This is a genomic window from Flavimobilis sp. BM9 (assembly GCF_058313055.1).
This window is the reverse complement of the sequence record NZ_JBZEMO010000004.1, coordinates 1-17440: the sequence shown is the minus strand read 5'-3', so window position 1 is coordinate 17440 and position 17440 is coordinate 1. Positions and strand designations below refer to the sequence as shown.

Sequence of the window (17440 nt, the reverse complement as noted above, 5' to 3'; positions counted from 1 at the left end):
ATCGTTGGCCGCGGGCGTCGACACGAGACTTGCACGTCCGGAATGATCCCGTCAATCGTTATCGATAACGTTTTACATACGGTACTGTCGCCCCATGGCACAGCGGGTCACGATCACCGACGTCGCCCGGACGGCTGGCGTCTCGGTCGCGACCGTCTCGAAGGTGATCAACAGCAGGTACGGCGTCGCCCAGAGCACGACCGCGCGCGTCAAGGAGGTCATCGAGGACCTTGGGTACGAGTCGAGCCTCGTCGCGCGCAGCCTGCGATCGCACAAGACCAACGTGATCGGGATCCTCGTCGCCGAGTTCGAGCCCTTCAGCACCGAGATCCTCAAGGGCGCCTCGAGCGTCCTCGCCGGCACCGGCTACGAGCTGCTCGCCTACACGGGAGGTCAGCACAGCGGCGGCGTCGGCTGGGAGCAGCGCTATCTCAGCCGCCTGAGCGGCACGCTCATCGACGGCGCGATCCTCGTCACCCCGACCGTCCTCAACGCGGACGCGGCGATCCCGGTCGTCGCGATCGACCCGCACACGGGCCCCGGCGGCATCCCGACCGTCGACTCGGACAACCTCGCGGGCGCCGCGACCGCGACCGAGCACCTGATCAGCCTCGGCCACCGACGCATCGCTTTCCTCAGCGGTCGTGACGACCTCGAGTCGTCCCGCCTCCGCGAGGAGGGCTACCGCCAGGCGCTCACCGCTGCGGGCATCACGGTGGACCCGTCGCTCGTGCGCTCCGGCGACTACCGGGTCGAGACGTCGCGCGGCCCCGCCCGCGAGCTGCTCACGCTCGCCGACCGTCCGACCGCGATCTTCGCGGCCAACGACCTCTCGGCGCTCGCCGCGATGGAGGTCGCGCGGGACCTGGGCCTCGACATCCCGGGGGACCTGTCCGTCATCGGCTTCGACGACATCCCCGAGGCAGCGCGCAGCAACCCGCCGCTGACGACGATCCGCCAACCCATCCAGCAGATGGGCGCGACGGCCGTCAACCTCCTCGTCGATCTCATCCGCGGCCGCGCCCTCGACTCGACGCACGTCCGGATGCCCACGTCGCTCGTGCTCCGCGGGACGACGGGACCTCAGTCGGCGCGCAGCACCGCGACGACGAAGTCGCTGTCCGACTCGTAGGGGCGCAGGTCCCACGTCGCGAGCATGAGGTCCGGCACGAGACCGGCCACGCGCGCGTCCGCGAGCAGCTCCCGCACCTCGTAGCCCCGCCCAGCCCCGAAGCCGACGACGACGCGTCCGCGCGGGCGCAGGTGCGCCCTCATCCGCTCGAGCGCGGCCGCGTGCGTGCCCTCCGCGAGGAACGTCATGACGTTGCCCGCCGAGACGACGACGTCGAACCCCTCGTCGATCCCGTGCGCCGGGAGGTCCATCTCGCAGATGTCGTCGACCACCCAGGTCGCGTCCGGGTGGTCCGCGCGTGCGGCCTCGATCAGCACCGGGTCGACGTCGACGCCGACGACCGTGTGCCCGCGACGTGCCAGCTCGCCGCCGACGCGCCCGGGGCCGGAGCCGGCGTCGAGGATGCGCGAGCCGCGCGGCACCATCGCGTCGACGAGACGCGACTCGCCGTGCAGGTCGTCGCCTCGCGCTGCCATCGCGCGGAACCGTTCGACGTACCACGCCGAGTGGTCCGGGTTGGCCGCGACGATCTGCTCCCACCGGCTCGGGGTCCGCTGGCTCACTAGGTCCTCCTCGTCCGTGCGCGCCGCTCGACGGCGCGCGTCCGCAGCCAGCGTCGCACGGGCGGCGCCCGAACGCTGGGACACAGGTCCTCCGGCTTTGCCAGAGCCGCGTCCGGGCCGCACACTTCGCCCCATGCGGTCCTTCTTCTCCTTCCCCAACCCGGTCAACGAGCTCGCGGCGCGCACCGTCGCGGCCGGCGTCGTCGTGCTTGCGGTCACGACGCTCGTGACGCAGTCGTGGATCGTGCTCGCGGTCCTCGCGGCCGGGTTCCTCGGCCGCGTGCTCGCGGGACCGCGTCTGTCGGTCCTCGGGTGGCTCGCGCAGCGCGTGATCGCACCCCGGCTCGGGGCCCCGCGCCTCGTCCCCGGCCCGCCCAAGCGCTTCGCGCAGGGGATCGGCGCGACGCTCACGGTCGGTGCGCTCGTCGCGTACGCGTCGGGAGCCCCGACGGTCGCCTGGGTGCTCGTCGGCCTCGTCGTCGTCGCCGCGACGCTCGAGTCCGCGCTCGCGTTCTGCCTCGGGTGCTGGATCTTCGGCCGCCTGCAGTCGGTCGGCCTCATCCCTGAGTCGGTGTGCGAGGCGTGCAACGACATCCGCCTGCGTCAGCCGGCGTCCGCCGCCTGAGCCTCGGGTGCCGCGGCCCGGCCGCGCGCGCGTGAGCCGCGGAGGCGGTCACCCGCGGCGAGGACGAGCCAGAGCGCTGCCGCGAGCACCGCGAGGTACGGCAGGCGCGTCCACCACCAGGTCGCGCTCCCGGGCTCTGGCAGCGTCAGCCCGGCCGCGACCCACGCCCCCGTGAGCACGACGACGACGGGCAGGTGCCACAGGAACGCGCGCATCGACAGCGCGGCAGCCCGGTCGAGGACGGGCGCGAGGCGCGGCCCATCGAGACGCCCCACGATGACGGGTCGCAGCAGGAGCACGCCCGCCACCTGCACGAGGACGTGCAGCATCGCCAGGGTGCTCGGCGGGTTCATGGGTGACCGCTGCCCCGCGGTCCCGACCATCGACTCGGCCCACCACGGTGAGGCCGCAGCGGCGGCCATGGCCGCGAGCGCGAGGACGAACCACACGACGACGGTGCGCCGCGGGAGCCGCAGCAGGCGCCCGTCGCGGTACGCGAAGCCGAGCTGCTGAGCGAGGCCCCACACGAGCACGTAGTTGGCGTACCCGGTGAGCGGCACGTCGGTGAGGATGCGCACGGCATCGACGGCGATCGCGCCGAGCGCCATCACCACCGGGACGCGCATGCCGAAGCGCTCGTCGAGCCGCAGCATCGTCGGCGTCAGCATGGCGAGGACGGTGTAGACCGCGACGAACCACATGGGCATGAGCACGACGACGGCGACGGTCAGCGTGAGCGTGCGCGGCGCACCGAGGGCCAGGGCTGCCGCGACGACGGCGAGGACGACGAGCACGAACGGCGCGACGGGACGCAGCAGACCGACCACACGTCCGCGGACCCAGGCCCGGTCGGTGCGCCCGCGGGCACGCGCCCGGGCGAGGCTCGTCGCGTTCGAGAACCCGCCGACGAAGAAGAACAGGGGGATCAGGACGAGCACCCACGTCACGGGCCACAGCCACGGGGCGTCGCTCAGGACGTTGCCGACGCGGAGCACCTCGTCGTCGTCGGGGCGGACGGCCGCCATGGTCCAGTGCCCGAGGATGACGGCGCCGAGAGCGGCGGTGCGCATGAGGTCGGCGAACCGGTCACGCGTCGCGGGAGTGGTGGTCACAGAGACACTCTGGCAGCGGGGGGCCGCGTTGTCCCGGCGTTACGCGGCCTCCGGGGACGGCCGTCCCTCGGGCGCGCGGCCGGTGCCAGGGCCCTGGGGCGTCTCAGTCGCGGGGGCGTGGGCCGCGCGGGCCGGGCACCCGGAGGCGGATGCCTGCGAGGTCGGGGGCGGTGGCGGGCGCGGCGCCGTCGTCGACCCGGCCGAACCTCGCGGTCGGGTCCGCGCCGTGGGCGCGGCGGGTGCGTTGCGCTGCCCAGTCGGCGCGGGCGGTCGCGATGCCCTCGTGGTCGGGTGCGGCGAGCCCCCACCACAGCACGGTCTCGTCGCCTGCGGGCGGTCCGCCGAGGATGAGGAGCCGGGTGGGCGCGTCGCCTGCGGTGAGGCGCACGTAGGTGCGGCCTGCGGGCAGGACGACGAGCTCCGCGACGGTCGCGTGCGCGTCGTCGACCGTGACGGCGCCGTCGTCGACGAGGAGTCCGTGCTCGAAGGTGGGGTCGAGGGGCAGGGCGATGTGCGAGCCGGCGGCGAGCTCGAGCTGGGCGCACACGAGGGGCCGGTGCGTCGTCGCGGGCGAGGTGATCCCGCAGGCGGTTCCGATCGCGACGGTGAGCCGGACTCCGCCCTCGGCGAGCGTCGGCAGGTCGGTGTGGTGCTCGAGGCGCGCGGGGATGTCGAGGGTGCCCGGCGGGAGGAGCGACGCGAGGCGAGCGGCGCGGAGCGGGGTTCGGGAGCCGTCGCCGCTCGCGTCGTCGGGGGCGTCGGCGAGCCCGTGCGAGGCGCCGCGGCCTGCGGTGAGGAGCGACAGCTCGCCGGCCCGGACGACGGCGTTCGGCGCCGCGGAGGTCCGGTGCTCGATCGCTCCGGAGAAGATCCACGTGACGAGCTGGAGCCCGGTGTGGGGGTGGACCGGGACGTCGAGCGCCGGGCGCTGGTCCGTCCGCTCCTCGGCGGCGAGGTGCTCGACGAAGCACCAGGGCCCGACGCGCCTGCGCGGTCCGGGGAGCGTGCGCGCACGGCCCGCTCCCGCAGGCGTGAGCAGCTCGGGCGGGGCGTGGTCGGTGACCGGCTCGGGTGCGGGTGGTCGCACGGCGCGGCTGCCCGGGCGGCTCGGGCTTCCGTCGGTGAGGCCGGGTCGTGCCGACCTGCGGCGCGGGACGGGCGGAGCGGGTGCCACAGGTGCGGGTTCCTCGCTCCCGGGCCCGCGGTCGACGTCGCTCACGGGCCTGAGCCTAGGCCTGCGGGGGCGTCGTGGCGAGGATCGTGGGCGCTCGTGCCGCGCGTCTGCAAGGACGGAGCCCCGCGGTTCGCGGGGCTCCGTCGGACCGCACGACCTCGGCCTGGGGCCGTTCGACGAGTGGTCGTGCACATGGCTCCGCGGCGTGTCCGCCTTCGGTGCCGGTGCTGCGGTCGGCCTTCCGGGCTCGGGTGGGCTGTCGTCGATCGTGGCGCGTGGCGCGCCGACCCGTCCGTTTTCCGGAAGACCTGGGGGTGCAGTTCTCTCCTTTCCTATTCCTCTCGGGTGCCGTCGGCAAGGCTTCATCCCCTTGTCATTTGGGGTGTGCGCAACCCACAGCCCTGTCCACAGGCGGGACCCTGGATATCTCGCGGGGTGCACACCCCTGTGGAGCAGATCTGTGGATAACTCGACGCCAGGTGTTCACACTGTGGATGCCCGTCCGAGGGTGTGGACCGCCACAGCCCGGATGGCACATGTGATGACACAGTGGTGGCAGAATGTCACCATGCCCAAGATCATCGGTGGCTCGCTCGCTGAGCACCGCGAACAGACCCGCAACAAGCTGTTCACCGCCCTTGCCACCCTCATGGACGACCGCGGCTTCGACTCGATCACGCTCGCGCAGATCGCCCAGGCGGCCAAGATCGGGCGCACGGCCGTCTACAACCACTTCCCCGACAAGGAGTCGCTGCTCGTCGGGTTCATCAACCATGAGACCGAGCAGTACGTCGCGAGCCTCGAGCGTGAGCTCGAGAACGTCGACGACCCTGTCGACCAGCTGCGCACGTACGTCCGCGCGCAGATGCGCCTCAAGCGCGTGTTCCACCTCGCGCCCGGGCCGGACCTGCGCACGGTCGTCTCCCGCGGGACGCAGCACCAGCTCCGGGAGCACGCCGACATGGTCGAGGGCATCCTCAAGCGGATCATCGGCACCGGCATCGAGCGTCGCGCGTTCCCGCCGCAGGACCTCAGCGTCACGGTCGCGCTCGTGAACGCCTGCCTGTCAGGCCGCACGCTCGGGCACGACGACGCGTCCCGTGCGGTCGCGACGCGCGCGACGGAGGAGTTCGTGCTCCGCGCGATCGGTGTCCCGCCTGCGTCTGCGAGCTCTGGGGTCGCCGTGGACGACGAGCCGGCCCTGTCGGGGGCGACCATGCGCCCTGCGCCGACCGGCCCGGCCGGCTGCCCCTTCCACCACTGACGGCGCTCTCGCCGAGACGGCCCCGACCGCACAGCCGGGGCCGGGCTGCGTCCGTCAGACGTCCCCGAGCTGCTGCCGGACGTCGTGGACGTGGTGCACGACGTCGTGCAGGAAGTACTGCAGGAGCGTCGCCGTCGTGAAGGGCGAGCCGTTCGACCGCTCGCCGCGCCGGTCCCACGCGTCCTCGGGGAGCGACTGAACGATGGCGGCGAGGGCGGCGGCGCTCTCGGTGAGCTCGTCGGCGACGACGAGCGGGCGCTGCTCACGGTAGCGGCCGGCGATGGCGGCCTCGTCCTGGTCCCAGTTGCGGAACGTCGGGTCGTCCTCGTCGCGGATGAGCTCGACGCGGGTGCCGAAGATGTCGTAGACGTCGCGCACGTGGCAGGCGTACTCGAGGGGTGACCACACGTCGGGCGCGGGCCGCTCGGTGACGCGCGGGTCGACGAGGACTCGACGCCAGAACGCGATCTGTGCGGGGACGAGGTCTGGCACGGTGCGCGGGTCGACGTCTGCGGCGGTGAAGCCGCACTCGGGGCACGTCTCGCGCAGCACCCAGGTCCAGTCCTTCACGTCGGGTTCGACTGCGGCGACGTAGGGCTCCGCGGGCGTGTCGGGTGTCGTGTCCATGGTCGAGCGTAACCACGTGCGACTGGGCGAGCGCCAGGGTCCGTCTCACCGTGTGAACAAGGGTAGGCATACCTAACTACGTATGGTGAGGTGTCAGTGTGTCATGACGTTCCGTCAGCACACCCGAACGGCCGCGCCGGCCTCGACGACCGCACTGGAGACCCTCAGTGACCGCCACCGCTCCCACCGTCACGACCGCGACGGACCGCGCCACCCTCTCGGCCCTGCTGCGCGAGGGCACCCGCCAAGTCCACCGCGAGGCCGAGACGATGGGCTTCATCGAGACCCTCATGTCCGGCGGCTTCGGCGAGCGCGGCAAGGCCGCCTACGCCGACCTGGCAGCGCAACAGCTCGCGATCTACGGCGCCCTCGAAGCCGCGAGCGCCCGCATCGCCGCGACCCCCGAGGGTGCGGCAGCCGAGATCGTGTTCGCCGAGCTCGAGCGCACACCGCAGATCGAGCAGGACCTCGAGCACCTCTTCGGTGCCGACTGGACCGAGAAGATCACCGTCCTGCCAGCGACCGCGCAGTACGTCGCCCGCCTCGACGCGATCGACTCCCTCCCCCGGTACGCCGCGCACGCCTACACCCGCTACCTCGGTGACCTCTCCGGCGGCCAGATCATCCGCACGATGTTGCAGCGCCACTACGGCCTCGGCGATGCAGGGGTCTCCTTCTACCGCTTCGAGGGCATCGAGAAGGCGAAGGTCTTCAAGGACGTCTATCGCGAGCGGCTCGACGCGATCCGGTTCGACGACGAGGGTCGCGCAGCGGTCGTCGCGGAGGCACAGGAAGCGTTCCGTCTCAACCAGGCGCTCTTCGCCCAGCTGGGTGACATTCACCTCTGAGACGGCCACCCCGTCGGCGTGCGACAAAGGCTATCCTTACTTCGCCGCAACCTGCCTCTCTCCGCGCCGACGAGGAAACCCCTTCGATGCTCAGCACCCCCGTGCCCGCAGCCGGCCTCCGGCTGCCGCTCCGCCGCGCCCTCGTGACCGCGGTCGCGACGCTCGGCCTCCTCGCCGTCGCACCGGGAGCCCACGGCGCCGATGGCCCCGTGTCGGGCGAGGGACCGGAGGGCCAGAATGTCACGGTGACCCGCGCGACCGGCCTCGACCCGACCGGCGCCGAGGTCACCGTCACCGGCGAGGGCTTCGACGAGTCCATCGGCATCTACGTCGCCGTCTGCGTCGACAACGGCCCAGAGAAGCGGCCGACGCCGTGCCTCGGGGGCGTCGACATGGCGGGCACGACCGGATCGAGCGGCTGGTTCTCCTCGAACCCGCCGTCGTACGGCAAGGACCTCGCGCAGCCGTTCGGCCCCGAAGGGTCGTTCGAGCTGACGACGACGGTCGTCGCGCAGGACAACCTGACCGACTGCCTCGACGAGGCGGCCGCGCCGGACGGCTGCGTCCTCGCGACCTTCGCCGACCACACGCGGATCGACAACCGCTCGGCCGACGTGCGCATCCCGCTGACGTTCGCCGCGCCCGGCGCCGCTGAGCCGACCGACGCGACGACGGCGCCGGCAGGGACGGCCGACGCCGCCGAGACCGCACCGCCGACGACCGAAGGTCCCGCGGTGTCGTCCGCGTCCCCGGTCCCCGCGACCTCGAGCGCCACGTCCGCCGACAGCGCCGCTGGCGGTGCTCCGCTCGTGTGGGGCGGGGTCGGCGCGGTCGTCGTCCTCGGCGGCATCGCGTTCCTCCTCGCGCGACGGCGCACCGCAGCGACTCCCGGCGATGCACCGCCCGTGGACGACGGGGACCGCGATGCGTGAGCGCACGACGGCGCGGCTGCGCGCGGCCCTCGCCGCGATCGCGGTCTGCGCGCTCGCCGCGGGTTGCGGCGCCGCCGGCGCGACCCCAGCGAGCGAGCAGACAGGTACCACCTCGGGCCCGACGGGACCACGCACGATCGAGGCGCTCGCCGACCCGGTGCGCCCGCTGGCGACCCCGACCCCCACGCTCCCGGCGACCGTCACGTCTGCCGACGGCGTCGAGGTCACCGTCACCGACGCGAGCCGCATCCTCGCCGTCGACCTGTACGGCACGTTCGCCGAGATCGTCTTCTCCCTCGGCATGGGCGGCAACGTCATCGGGCGGGACGTCGCGAGCGGCTTCGAGGAGGCCGAGCACCTGCCGGTCGTCACGGGCTCGAGCCACGCGCTGAACGTCGAGTCGATTCTCGCGCTCGACCCCACCGTGGTGCTCACCGACACCTCGATCGGCCCGCCCGAGGTCTTCGACCAGCTGCGGGCCGCCGGCATCCCGGTGGTCTTCCTCGACCCGGAGCGCACTCTTGCGGGCATCGACGACCACATCCGCGCCGTGGCGGCCGCGCTCGGCGTCCCCGCCGCGGGCGAGGAGCTGATCGCGAGGACCGACGCCGAGATCGCCGAGGCACGCGCGCTCGCCCCGGCGGACGGGTCGGGGCCGCGCGTCGCGTTCCTCTACGTGCGCGGCACGGCAGGCGTCTACCTGCTGGGCGGGCCCGGCTCGGGTGCCGACGCGATGATCGAGGCGGTCGGCGCGGAGGATGCTGGCACGGCGATCGGCCTGGACCGCAGCTTTACGCCCATCACGAGCGAGGGGATGATCAACGCCGCACCGGACGTCCTGCTCGTCATGAGCGCGGGCCTCGAGTCCGTCGGTGGTGTCGACGCGCTGCTCGGGATCCCGGGCATCGGCCAGACGCCCGCGGCCGCGACCCGGCGCGTGATCGACGCGCCTGACACGCAGCTGTTGTCCTTCGGGCCGTCGACCGCGGGCACGATCACCCACCTCGCGAACGCGCTGTACCGATGAGCGTCCGCCCGGCTCCCGCCGCAGACACGACCGGCTCCGGCGTCGACGCTCCCGCAGCGCTGATCGAGCCGACCCGTCCTGCGCGCGGGATCGTGCTCCTCGTGGGCCTCGTCGTCGCGCTCGTCGCGGCCGCCCTCGTCTCTGCCGTGTCAGGCCAGACGCCGGTCACTCCGGCCGAGGTGCTCGGCTCGGTGCTCCATCGTCTCGGTCTCGACCTGGGGACGCTCCCCGCGCACCCGCAGGGCGAGAACACCTTGTGGGTCGCGCGGTTCCCGCGGATCACCCTCGGCGTCCTCGTCGGCGCAGCGCTCGGCTGCGCGGGCGCGCTCATGCAGGGCGTGTTCAGCAACCCGCTCGCGGAGCCTGGCGTCATCGGCATCTCGTCGGGTGCTGCGGTCGGTGCGTGCACGGTGATCGTGCTCCCGATGGCGGGCGGTGCGCTCTCCGGGTCGCTGGCTGTTGCTGCGGCGGCGTTCGTCGGCGGGCTCGTCACGACGCTCGTCGTGTATGCGCTCGCGCGGGCGAACGGGCGGACAGAGGTCGTCACCCTTGTCCTGACGGGTGTCGCGATCAACGCGTTCACGTCAGGGGTGCTCGCGTTCCTCGTGTTCATCGCGTCGCCGTCGGCGCGCGAGCAGATCGTGTTCTGGCAGCTGGGGTCTCTCAACGGTGCGACGTGGCGCTCGGTCGCGATCGTCGCTCCCATGGTGGCGATCGGGCTCGTCGCGGCGATGATGCTGCGCCGCAAGCTGGACCTGCTGTCTCTCGGTGAGCGCGCGGCCCGTCACCTTGGGGTCGATGTCGAGCGGCTGCGGCAGGTCGTGATCCTCATCGTCGCTCTGCTGACGTCTGCGGGCGTGGCGTTCACGGGCATCATCGCGTTCGTCGGACTCGTCGTCCCGCACGTGGTGCGGATGGTCGCGGGTCCTGGGCACCGCTTTCTCGTGCCGGGCTCGGCGCTCGGCGGCGCGCTCGTCCTCGTCGTCGCGGACCTGGTGGCGCGGACCGCGATCGCGCACGCGGAGCTGCCGCTGGGCATGCTCACGTCGCTCGTCGGGGGTCCGTTCTTCTTCTGGCTCCTGCGTCGCACGCGTACGTCGCAGGGGGGCTGGGCGTGAGCGGCGTCGTCGGGACGTTCCTCGACACCGTCTGGCTGCGGCCGCGCCGTCCGCGGCTGCCTGAGCGTCTCCCGGTCGGGGAGGTTCTCGCCGAGGTGCGCGACGCTCACCTGACGCTGGGCGGCTCGTCGATCCTCGACGGTGCGAGCCTGGCGGTGCGGGCGGGCGAGGTGCGTGCGCTCGTGGGTCCGAACGGCGCGGGCAAGTCGACGTTGCTGGGTGTGCTGACGGGCGACCGCAGGCCGTCGTCGGGCCATGTCATGGTCCACGGCGTTCCCCTCTCCTCGTGGTCGACGACGGACCTCGCCCTGCGGCGCGCCGTCCTCACGCAGGACGTGGCGGTGTCCTTCCCCTTCACGGTCCGCGAGGTCGTCGAGATGGGTCGCTCACCGTGGCGCGCGACCCCCCTCGAGGAGGACGACGACGCGATCGTCGCCGCGTCGCTCGAGGCGACGGACGTCGCGCACCTCGCGACGCGCAGCTTCACGACGTTGTCGGGGGGCGAGCGGGCGCGTGCGGCGCTCGCTCGCGTGCTCGCACAGCGCACGCAGCTCTTGCTGCTCGACGAGCCGACGGCGGCCCTCGACCTGCGGCACCAGGAGCTGGTCCTCACGCTCGCTCGCACGCACGCCCGTGCTGGCGGCGCGGTGGTCGTCGTCGTGCACGACATCGGTCTCGCGGCGGCGTACGCCGACCGGGTGACGATCCTCGCGGGCGGCCGGGTCGTCGGCGACGGCATCCCGGGCGAGGTCCTGACGCCGGAGCTGCTCTCGGAGGTCTACGAGCACCCGGTCGAGGTGCTCGAGCACCCGCGCGGGGGCGCTCCGATCATCCTGCCGCGTCGCTGACATGACGGGAGGGCGGGGAGCTGCGGCTCCCCGCCCTCCGCGACGTCAGTGGGCCGACGCCCGGCCGGCCGAGGTCATCTCGTTCTGACCGTGATTGTCGGCGCAGCCGTCGTCTTGCCCGCCTTCACGGTCACCGGCGACTTCGACGTCGCGTGGAAGTAGCCACCTCCGAGCCACTCGTCGTCCCACGCCCATTGCTCGCTCGCGTCCTTGAGGTGGATCGTGTACTTCCCTGGGACGACCTTGATCTCGTAGCGGCCGTTCACGTCCGTGGTGGCGACGTTCCACGACCACTGACCCCAGCTGTCGACGAGCGTGACTCCGACCTCTGCGGCAGGCATCCCGGTGTCGGTGACGACCTTGCCCGCGAGTGTCACGGTCTTGGCGAAGCGGAGATCGACCTTGGCTGTCTTCCCCTTCTTGACCGTCACAGCGCGGGTCTTACCCGTGCGGTCCTTGCCTGTCGCGCTGACGACGTACCGCCCCTTGACGGCCCCCTTGAGCGTGTACCTGCCCTTCGACGTCGTGGTGACGGCCCCGAGGTAGGTGCCATATCCGTCGGAGACGCGGACCTTGCCCTTGAAGGGCTTTCCGTTCGCCTTGCGGACCGTGCCCGTGATCGTGGTCCCGAGAGGCCGAGTGAAGGAGACCCTCGTCGTCTTCCCGCGCTTGACCGTGATCTTCTTCGAGATGTTCGTGCCGCCGAGGATCACGCGGTACTTGCCCGCAGGCAGGTCGGAGATGTTCGTGGTCCCCCGCTTCGACGGGTGGTACGTACCGACCGTCACGCCCTTCGAGTCTTTCACCGTGGCGTCGAGGCTGACCTTCTTGGACAGCTTCGCGGGGGCCTTGACCGTGACCTTGACCGTGCCCCACTTCTCATCCACGTTGATCGTGACGTTGCTGGTCTTCTTCGGGGTCACCGTGACGGTCTTGTATCTGCCGACCGTGTAGGTCCCGCGCAGCATGCCGTCGAGACGGACGTTACCGTTCCTGTCGGTGCGCTTGCGGAGGTAGAAGTTCCGGTCGACCCCGTGCACCGTGATCCGCGTGTCCGGCTGAGGTGTGCCCTTGGCGTCGACGACCTTCACGCTGATGGATCCGACCTGGGTGAACATCGGGATGTCCACGGTCGCGACGCTGTCGGCCGGGACCGAGACGGTTGCCGCGTCGGCTTCCCGGGTCACGCCGCCCAGGTAGGTCGTGAAGTACCCGGCGCTCGTGGCGGGCCTCTCCCCCCACACCTGGTACGGCTCGCCCGGGCACGCCTCGAAGGCGAACCGGCCGTCCGAGTCGACCGCACCGAGGTCTCGATACTTCCCAGCGCCTGAGGCGCTCACCAGGGCACCGACGGCCGGAGCTCCGTCTGCGGTGAGGCGCCCGGTGATCACGCTGACGCCGTCGATCGTCAGGGCAGCACGGCTCGCGACGCCCGCGACGTGCTGGACGCTCGCCGCGGCCGGCGAGGTCGTGACGCACACCGAGTCGAACGTGGCCCTCACTGTGTAGTCGCCTGCGGCCAAGGGCACCTTGACGCTTCCGTGAGCGTCCGCGACCTCTGTGGCGACAACCTCACGACCGCGCGTGACCGTCACCTCGGCGCCCTTGAGCGGGCCGCCGCCACGATTGGTCACGACGACCTCGAGAGGCGCCACGTCTGCCGCCCCTGCAGGTGCGGCAGCCACCCCGGTCAGTACCACGGCCACGATGGCCAGAGCCGCCAGGATCTTCCGTCTCATCAGCTTCCCCCTAGTCTTCCTTCGAGGCGGGGAGCTGTGGCTCCACGCCCTTCACACGCCTCAAGCATCCTTGTCCTGGATCAGGGTCCCTTGACCGTGATCGTCGGGGCCGCGACCGTTGTGCCCTTCTTGGCGGTGACCTTGCCCTTGCCGTGGAAGTAGCCGATGCCGCCATCCGTCGGGTCGACGGTTCGCAGCGTGAGCTTGCCCGGCTTCACCTTGAGGGAGTAGCGCCCCTGGTCGTCCGTGTGTCCGAGGCTGATCGAGACCTCGTGGCCTCGAGAGTCGTAGGCGGCAACCTCCACACCTCTCGCCGGCGAACCTTGCGAGTTGAGCACCGTGCCGGTGATCGTGCCGGTCTTGACGAAGCGCCAGCTCGCCTTCGCGTTCTTGCCCTTCTTCACCGTGACGGTCGCGCCTCGACCCAGGTCGCTCTCGGCGTGCCAGGCTCTGATCCGGTACTTGCCGGGCATCGCACCACGGATGGTGTACTCGCCGCGCGCGTTGGTCTTCACCGTGGCGAGCACTGTGCCGCGGGAGTCGTAGGCGATGAGGGAGCGCTTCGCGAATGCCTTGCCGTTGGCCCAGCGGACCGTGCCGGTGATCTTGGTGCCCACGGGTCGTTTGAACGAGATACGAGTCGTCTTCCCCTTGGTGACCTTGACCTGCTTGGAGATGCCGGTTCCGTCCAGGTAGACGCGGTAGCGGCCTGGCGCGAGGTAGCTCACGGTGGTCTTGCCGTTGTGGAACTGTCCGTAGTCGCCGACGGTTCGCCCCTTCGAGTCCTTCACGGTCACACCGGTCTGAACGTGCTCCTCGATCTGCTTGGGGACGGAGATCTTGGCGCTGATCTTCCCCGGGATGGTGCCCGGAGGCAGCTTGATGTTCGCGGTGCCCGTCCTGCCGGTCGTCACCTTGACCGCGACGGAGCGCTCGGCTGCACCCTTGCGCGACTTGACCTTGTAGCTACCGTGCGGGAGTCCGGGGATCCGGTAGGTGCCGTCAGCCGCCGTCTTCCCGGTGCTGACGCCGAACGCATCCCGGTCGGTGGCCTTGGCCTCGACCCAGACGCCCGCGACGGGCCTGCCCTTCGAGTCGACGACCTTGCCCTTGATCTCGCCGAGCGACGAGTACAGCTCGAAGTCTCGCTCGGCCCAGCTGTCGCGCTCGTAACTCACCGGAGTTGCGTCTGCACTGCGGCCGGTCGGGCCGCTGTAGGTGAGCGGGGAGTTCGAGCCCGTGCCCCAGTCGGCCGACAGCACGCCTCCGTCGAACTCCTCGGAGTCGTCGCACAGGGTGAAGGAATACCACCCGTCCGCATCCGCCTTCGCCACCTCGAACTGGTCGGAGGACCCCATGTAGATCGGAGCACCGGGAGCGGGCACCTGCTTGGAGGTCACACGCCCGGACACCACGCTGGGGCCGTCGAGGGCGAGGTTGAGGCGCTGCGTCGAGCCTGCCGTGAGCACGACGTCGGACACACCAGGCGCGATGGCTACGCACCCGTCGGCGAAGGTCACCGTGACCTGGTACGTGCCGGTCGGGAGGTTCGTCGTGAGCCGCCCACGCGCGTCGGACTCCCCAGAGGCGACGACTGCCCCACCTTGGCGGACGGCGACCTTGGCGCCATCCAGAGGACCGCCGCCCCTGTTGGTCACGACGACCTCGAGCGGTGTCACGTCCGCGGCACCGGCGGGTGCCGCCACGAGACCGGCTGCAGCCACAGCGATCGCAGCAGCCCCTGCAAGAATTGTCCGTCTCATCGAGCCTCTCCCCTGTCAGAGGGCCGCCCGCACGAGTCCGTTCTCGCCCTACCACCTGCCCCATGGCGATGGTAGCCGAGCGTGCCGGTCCCGCCTACCCTCGCCGTGCGTCGAGACGTCGAGGGTTGCTCGACGTCGGGCCAACAGCGTGTCGCCGATGCGCCTGAGCGCGAACGGTTCGCACTCGCTGGGGTGAGCGCCAGGATGGTCGCCGCCTCGCCCAGGGTGACGGCACCTTGGACTCCGCCGTGCGCCTTGAGAGACTCTCCCGCGTCCCTGGTCCCGTCAGGGACGCCATCATGAGAGTGAGGTACCCATGGACTCGACGGCCCCAGCGTCGGAGGGCGCGTCGCCTGCGGAGGACGTTCTGGCACGCGAGTTCGTGACGGACCTCGACGTCCTGACTGGCGTAGTCTCGGGGATCCTCTCGGTACCTGAGTAGGTCGCGCCTCACTATGAGTCGCGCTCACGCCACCCGGTGACCGCCCTGCCTGGGCCATCCGGTGGCATCGCGGGTGCTGCTCACGACGTCATCCGCGATCCGGTGCTCAGCGGTCTCGCTCGGCCAGCTTCGCGAGCATCGCGTTGTAGTCGTCGAGCTCCACGTCCCCGCGTGTCTCGATGCGACGGTCGCGCCGACGGGCGGCGCGCTCGTCATCCTTGGCCCAGCGCACGGCGACGACGACCGCGAGGACCATCGTGGGGATCTCCCCGATCCCCCACGCGATCGAACCACCGACCTGCTGGTCCGCGATCGCCGAGTCACCCCAGGTGCGGCCGAGCAGGCCGAACCACTCGGGCACCAGCAGCACCTCGCTCGTCACGAGCGTGACGCCGAAGAACGCGTGGAACGCCATGGTCGCGAAGAGCAGGAGCAGGCGCATCGGGTATCCGGGACGCTGGGGACCTGGGTCGACGCCGATGAGCGCATTGGCGAAGAGGTATCCGGCGAGCGTGAAGTGCACGATCATCGCGATGTGCCCGACGTGCGTCGTCAGCGACCACTCGAACAGGTCGGTGAAGTAGAACAGGATCATCGAGCCGGCGAAGTTGGTCGCGGCGACGAGGGGGTTCGCAAAGAACGCGCCCCAGCGTGACTGGACGAGGACGAGGAGCCACTCGCGGGGGCCCCGGGAGCCGTCGTGCCGCTTGGGCAGCGCTCGAAGGGCCAGCGTCACGGGCGCGGAGAGGGTGAGGAACAACGGGACGACCATGGCCATGACCATGTGCTGCACCATGTGCGCACTGAAGAGGACATGCCCGTAGACGGCCGCGCCGCCTGAGGTCACCCAGAGCATGACGACCATGCCGGTCGACCATGCAGCGGTGCGCCCCCAGGGCCAGCGGTCGCCGCGACGGCGCAGGCGCAGGACCCACCGGATGTAGACGACGAGCGCTGCGCCGATCAGCAGCGTCATGAGCACGTCCCAGCGCCACTGGGTGAACCAGGTCGCGGAGGTCTGCTCTGGCGGCAGCGGTTCGCCGGTGATGACCTCGGCGGGCGTGAGGCCTGCGCGGGGCTCGTCGGGCACGGGAGGGCTCGAGGATCCGAGCGCGGAGGCCACGCCGACGACGGCGCCCATGAGCACGAGCTCGACCGTCACGAGCCGCCAGAACGTGAGGCCCTCGCGAGCGAGCGTGCCTGCGACACTCCGGGCGAGCAGCGCCCTGCGGTGCAGGAGACCGAGGACCCCGATCCCGGCGATCAGCAGGACCTTGACGATGACGAGCCGTCCATAGCTTGTCCCGAGGTCGCTGAAGCCGCCGAGGCGGACGACGGCGCTCGCGACACCGGAGTAGCCGACGATGACGAGGCACCAGGCGGCTACCGGTGAGAACCGGCTGATCGCGTCGGCCAGGGCGGGGCCGCGCAGGCCGCCTGCTGCGCGTACGGCGGCGAGTGCGAGCATCACACCGACCCACGTGGCGGCCCCCACGAGGTGGAGGAACATCGCGGACACGGCGATGTTGTGACCGGATGCGCCGGCGGAGTGGCCGGTGAGGGACCGGAGCGCCAGGGCGGTCGCGGCGAGGGCAAGCGTCCATGCGGCCCCGGTGGGGGTGCGCACGATGATCGCCAGAATGGCTACGGCGCCGGCGATGAGGGTGATCGCGAGGAGCACGCGCCCGAGCGGCACTCCGGTGAGGAAGGATGCGAGCTGGGCCCCGTAGGCCCCGTCGGAAGGTTGTCCGCCTAGCACGTCGGTGAACGTGAGGAGGGTGTCGGCGACGGAGGTGAGGGCCCACAGGCTGCCGCCAGCGGCCGCGGCCAGGAGTGCGCGGCTGCGGTCGGCGTCGTCGCCGAGGAGGAACACGACTGCGACGAGGGCACCGATGGTGAGCGCGGCGGCGAGCTCCCCGGTGACGCTGACGAGAGGAAGGGACCAGCGGACGAGTGCGCCTGGGTCGGCGATGACCGCGGGGTCGAAGACTCCGGTGGTGCTTCCGGCGAGCAGGACAAGCAGCAGCCCGGTGGCGACCGCGGCGCCGATGCTGATCGCGTAGCGGGTGCGCTGTGGCTCGTGTGCCGTGGGGGCGGGGGCTTGTGTCTGCTGCACCTGTTCAGCCTAGGCCGGGGTTGTCTGGGTACGCCAAAGGCCCACCCCGATCGGGGTGGGCCTTTGGTGAATGGTTGTCCGGCGGCGTCCTACTCTCCCACCCCGTCTCC

General features: G+C 71.4%; 15 protein-coding genes. 8 read left to right on the top strand and 7 right to left on the bottom strand.

Going from position 1 to position 17440, the window contains the following annotated elements:
- Positions 1-94: 94 nt before the first annotated feature.
- Positions 95-1132: a LacI family DNA-binding transcriptional regulator gene (locus tag AC4F3Q_RS07945; protein ID WP_491039493.1), complete on the top strand. Its 1038-nt coding sequence runs from the start codon at positions 95-97 to the stop codon at positions 1130-1132.
- Here the strand turns inward: AC4F3Q_RS07945 and AC4F3Q_RS07940 are convergent.
- On the bottom strand, positions 1084-1695 hold the full coding sequence (locus AC4F3Q_RS07940; RefSeq protein ID WP_491039492.1) for a class I SAM-dependent methyltransferase: 612 nt from the start codon (positions 1693-1695) through the stop codon (positions 1084-1086). The two genes, AC4F3Q_RS07945 and AC4F3Q_RS07940, sit on opposite strands and share 49 nt — an antisense overlap.
- Positions 1696-1828: 133 nt before the next feature.
- Here AC4F3Q_RS07940 and AC4F3Q_RS07935 point away from each other — a divergent pair, with 133 nt between their 5' ends.
- Positions 1829-2320, top strand: coding sequence for a DUF4395 domain-containing protein (locus AC4F3Q_RS07935; protein WP_491039491.1), 492 nt, complete (start codon positions 1829-1831; stop codon positions 2318-2320).
- On the opposite strand, the gene AC4F3Q_RS07930 is transcribed toward AC4F3Q_RS07935, so the two are convergent.
- Entirely contained in the window at positions 2299-3432 is a 1134-nt protein-coding gene (locus tag AC4F3Q_RS07930; RefSeq protein ID WP_491039490.1) for an acyltransferase family protein, read from the bottom strand. The two genes, AC4F3Q_RS07935 and AC4F3Q_RS07930, sit on opposite strands and share 22 nt — an antisense overlap.
- Positions 3433-3535: 103 nt before the next feature.
- On the bottom strand, positions 3536-4651 hold the full coding sequence (locus AC4F3Q_RS07925) for a pirin family protein (RefSeq protein WP_491039489.1): 1116 nt from the start codon (positions 4649-4651) through the stop codon (positions 3536-3538).
- 523 nt (positions 4652-5174) lie between these two features.
- Here AC4F3Q_RS07925 and AC4F3Q_RS07920 point away from each other — a divergent pair.
- Complete coding sequence (locus AC4F3Q_RS07920) at positions 5175-5870, top strand: TetR/AcrR family transcriptional regulator (RefSeq protein WP_491039488.1); 696 nt, start codon at positions 5175-5177, stop codon at positions 5868-5870.
- Between the two features lie 54 nt (positions 5871-5924).
- On the opposite strand, the gene AC4F3Q_RS07915 is transcribed toward AC4F3Q_RS07920, so the two are convergent.
- The gene (locus tag AC4F3Q_RS07915; RefSeq protein ID WP_491039487.1) at positions 5925-6497 is read right to left on the bottom strand and encodes a DinB family protein; all 573 of its coding nucleotides are present in this window, start codon (positions 6495-6497) and stop codon (positions 5925-5927) included.
- A 167-nt stretch (positions 6498-6664) separates the two neighbouring features.
- Between AC4F3Q_RS07915 and AC4F3Q_RS07910 the strand changes: the two genes are divergently transcribed.
- The 5 genes from AC4F3Q_RS07910 to AC4F3Q_RS07890 all read left to right on the top strand — a co-directional run bounded on the left by AC4F3Q_RS07910 (position 6665) and on the right by AC4F3Q_RS07890 (position 11270).
- On the top strand, positions 6665-7345 hold the full coding sequence (locus AC4F3Q_RS07910) for a biliverdin-producing heme oxygenase (protein WP_491039486.1): 681 nt from the start codon (positions 6665-6667) through the stop codon (positions 7343-7345).
- Positions 7346-7431: 86 nt separating this feature from the next.
- Positions 7432-8277, top strand: coding sequence for a hypothetical protein (locus AC4F3Q_RS07905; protein WP_491039485.1), 846 nt, complete (start codon positions 7432-7434; stop codon positions 8275-8277).
- Positions 8270-9304: a heme/hemin ABC transporter substrate-binding protein gene (locus AC4F3Q_RS07900; protein ID WP_491039484.1), complete on the top strand. Its 1035-nt coding sequence runs from the start codon at positions 8270-8272 to the stop codon at positions 9302-9304. Before AC4F3Q_RS07905 ends, AC4F3Q_RS07900 begins: the two co-directional genes overlap by 8 nt.
- Positions 9301-10422 carry a FecCD family ABC transporter permease gene (locus AC4F3Q_RS07895; RefSeq protein ID WP_491039483.1) on the top strand — a complete coding sequence of 374 codons (1122 nt, stop codon included), beginning with the start codon at positions 9301-9303 and terminating at the stop codon, positions 10420-10422. The genes AC4F3Q_RS07900 and AC4F3Q_RS07895 overlap by 4 nt, the downstream gene beginning before the upstream one ends.
- Positions 10423-10517: 95 nt before the next feature.
- A complete protein-coding gene (locus AC4F3Q_RS07890; RefSeq protein ID WP_491039771.1) occupies positions 10518-11270 on the top strand; it encodes a heme ABC transporter ATP-binding protein in 753 nt (250 codons plus the stop codon).
- Positions 11271-11344: 74 nt separating this feature from the next.
- Here the strand turns inward: AC4F3Q_RS07890 and AC4F3Q_RS07885 are convergent, their stop codons facing one another.
- The 3 genes from AC4F3Q_RS07885 to AC4F3Q_RS07875 form a co-directional block, all read right to left on the bottom strand.
- The gene (locus AC4F3Q_RS07885) at positions 11345-13009 is read right to left on the bottom strand and encodes an MSCRAMM family protein (protein ID WP_491039482.1); all 1665 of its coding nucleotides are present in this window, start codon (positions 13007-13009) and stop codon (positions 11345-11347) included.
- Between the two features lie 80 nt (positions 13010-13089).
- Positions 13090-14772 (bottom strand): carboxypeptidase regulatory-like domain-containing protein, encoded by a 1683-nt coding sequence (locus tag AC4F3Q_RS07880; RefSeq protein ID WP_491039481.1) that lies wholly within the window; start codon positions 14770-14772, stop codon positions 13090-13092.
- Positions 14773-15320: 548 nt separating this feature from the next.
- Positions 15321-17330: a bifunctional copper resistance protein CopD/cytochrome c oxidase assembly protein gene (locus tag AC4F3Q_RS07875; RefSeq protein WP_491039480.1), complete on the bottom strand. Its 2010-nt coding sequence runs from the start codon at positions 17328-17330 to the stop codon at positions 15321-15323.
- Between the last annotated feature and the right edge of the window lie 110 nt (positions 17331-17440).

Excerpts from the sequence above, each read along its gene's own strand:
- AC4F3Q_RS07935 (WP_491039491.1), top strand. The coding sequence starts at position 1,829 with ATGCGGTCCTTCTTCTCCTTCCCCAACCCGGTCAACGAGCTCGCGGCG.
- AC4F3Q_RS07880 (WP_491039481.1), bottom strand. The coding sequence starts at position 14,772 with ATGAGACGGACAATTCTTGCAGGGGCTGCTGCGATCGCTGTGGCTGCA.
- AC4F3Q_RS07895 (WP_491039483.1), top strand. The coding sequence starts at position 9,301 with ATGAGCGTCCGCCCGGCTCCCGCCGCAGACACGACCGGCTCCGGCGTC.
- AC4F3Q_RS07905 (WP_491039485.1), top strand. The coding sequence starts at position 7,432 with ATGCTCAGCACCCCCGTGCCCGCAGCCGGCCTCCGGCTGCCGCTCCGC.
- AC4F3Q_RS07885 (WP_491039482.1), bottom strand. The coding sequence starts at position 13,009 with ATGAGACGGAAGATCCTGGCGGCTCTGGCCATCGTGGCCGTGGTACTG.
- AC4F3Q_RS07915 (WP_491039487.1), bottom strand. The coding sequence starts at position 6,497 with ATGGACACGACACCCGACACGCCCGCGGAGCCCTACGTCGCCGCAGTC.
- AC4F3Q_RS07900 (WP_491039484.1), top strand. The coding sequence starts at position 8,270 with ATGCGTGAGCGCACGACGGCGCGGCTGCGCGCGGCCCTCGCCGCGATC.
- AC4F3Q_RS07945 (WP_491039493.1), top strand. The coding sequence starts at position 95 with ATGGCACAGCGGGTCACGATCACCGACGTCGCCCGGACGGCTGGCGTC.
- AC4F3Q_RS07920 (WP_491039488.1), top strand. The coding sequence starts at position 5,175 with ATGCCCAAGATCATCGGTGGCTCGCTCGCTGAGCACCGCGAACAGACC.